The sequence below is a fragment of the Pantoea sp. Morm genome, assembly GCF_016643525.1.
Classification (GTDB): Bacteria; Pseudomonadota; Gammaproteobacteria; order Enterobacterales; family Enterobacteriaceae; genus Pantoea; species Pantoea dispersa.
The window spans coordinates 1-1,977 of record NZ_VOQX01000215.1 but is presented as its reverse complement, the minus strand read 5'-3'; the positions used below and the strand labels follow the sequence as shown (position 1 = coordinate 1,977).

Here is a 1,977-nt window from a genome sequence, read left to right as displayed (position 1 = left end):
CTGGTCAGTAAAAACCCCGGCTTGCCGGGGTTTTTTATTGTCTTCAGTATGGCGTCAGCCCTTTCTCCTGCATCACGCTGCGCGCCTTGTCGCTCTGCAAGTATTTCACGAACTTCGCCGCGGCCTTCTGCTGCTGGCTGCTGCGCGTGATCACCGCACCGTACAACGTATCCTGCTGTGCCGCCGGCGGAATCAGTCCCACGATAGTAATACCTTTCACCGCCTTCAGCTCGCTGTTCTGCTGAAAGCCCAGCTCGGCTTTGCCCTGCGCGACCGCCTCCCCCACCGGCGTGGCCGGAATCACAGTAATCTTCGCCGCCGTTTTCGGGCCCAGCTGCAGCTTATCCAGCATCTTGCTCTGAATATATTTGCCGCTGGCGCTGTCAGACACGGCGATACTTGAAGCGGAGGTCAGCACCTGTTTGAACTTCGCGACGGTACTGATATCTGGCGGCGTAGTGCCCTGTTTCACCGCCATGGCAATGTACGAGTGCGCCAGCACCTGATGGCTGGCGCTATCCACCCATTTCGCCTGCTCCAGCGGCTTGATGGCGTAATCCACCATTACCAGCACATCGGCGCTTTCATGGCGTTTAAGGCGATTAGGAATCGCCTGCGGCGTGTCACCCATCGACGGCGCCGCTTCCAGCTCAATGCTGTCACCGCTCTGCTGCTGATAATCCTGCTTCAGGCTTTCAATTACCGGGTACATACCGCCGGAACTGAATACCTTCAGCGTTGCGGCCTGGACGCCCGGTTGCGCCGCCAGCAGCAGTGCCGCCAGAACCATGGTGCGTTGCTTCATCTCCCTGCTCCTTTTTTTGCGTGGAGCATCCGGTTTAGCCAGAAACAAAACGATGAACAACGTTATTACCTGATGAAACAGAGCCAGCTCACGCCTTATTCTGTAACCAATCATGAAGCTGGCGATAAGCGGCGACCATCTCCTCCAGCGAAGCGCGGTTTAATCCGCTGGGATTGGGCAGCACCCATAAACGGGTTTCGCCCAGCAGCTGCGGCTGCTCGCCCCATGCCACGTTGCGCTGACGAAACGCCTTCTGAAACGCATCCTTACCCAGCACGGCCAGCGTGCGCGGCTGAAAGCGCAGCACCTTTTCCTGCAGACGCGCACCGCCGTCGCGCAGCTCCGCGCCCGCCAGCTCGCTGGCCAGAATGGTGGGGCGCTCTACCAGCATGGTGATGCCGCAGCCGGTCTCCAGCAGCCGCTGTTCCTGCTCCGGCAGCAGCTGTTCGCGGGTAAATCCGGCCTGATGAATCACCTTCCAGAAGCGGTTGCCGGGATGCGCAAAGTGAAAACCGGTATGCGCCGAGGATTTGCCCGGATTGATGCCGCAGAACAGCACCTGCAAATCGGGCGCGATAATGTCGCGGATGTCGTGATCGCTCATGCTGTCACCAGCCCGGCGCGCAGTTTGACTGCCTGACGCGTCGCCTCCAGCATCTGGCGCGCTTCCGCTTCATCGGTGCAGGCGCGCGCCAGCGCCAGCGCACCGACCATTTCGGCCTGCATGCTGCTGGCGATACTTTCCGCCTGCGCATGTCCCAGCTGCTGCAGCGCCTGCACCAGCTGGCGCCGCACCGCTTCGCGCTTCGCCGAAAACAGCGCCCGCGCATCCGGCGGTAAATGCGCCACTTCGCTGACCAGCGCCGGTATCGGACAGCCCTCACCCGGCGCGCCACAATGCTGGTCCGACAGATAGCGATCGATCCACTGGTTCAGCCGTTCAGCCGGATCCTCAACCGCCAGCACGGCGGCAAAACGCTGCGCCGAGTCGGCAAACATCTCGCTAATCACCGCTTCGACCAGCGCTTCACGCGAGGCAAAGTGCGCATAAAACCCGCCGTGCGTCAGGCCGACGCGCTTCATCAGCGCTGCCACGCCAATGCCTTCGGTGCCGCATTCGCGCATCACCACCGCCGCTTCTTCCAGAATGCGCTGCCGCGTGCGCGCCTTAT

At 61.2% G+C, this 1,977-nt stretch carries 3 protein-coding genes; all 3 read right to left on the bottom strand.

Translation table 11 applies throughout. The annotated features are described in order from the left end of the window. Nucleotides 1–43: 43 nt before the first annotated feature. Nucleotides 44–805, bottom strand: coding sequence for a substrate-binding domain-containing protein (locus FT726_RS26955; protein WP_288421015.1), 762 nt, complete (start codon nt 803–805; stop codon nt 44–46). An 88-nt stretch (nt 806–893) separates the two neighbouring features. Further along, nucleotides 894–1,409, bottom strand: coding sequence for a G/U mismatch-specific DNA glycosylase (mug, locus tag FT726_RS26950; protein ID WP_104093803.1), 516 nt, complete (start codon nt 1,407–1,409; stop codon nt 894–896). Next, the coding region (locus FT726_RS26945) for a TetR/AcrR family transcriptional regulator (protein WP_346303815.1) at nt 1,406–1,977 on the bottom strand (572 nt) is incomplete at its 5' end. The genes FT726_RS26945 and mug, both read right to left, overlap by 4 nt.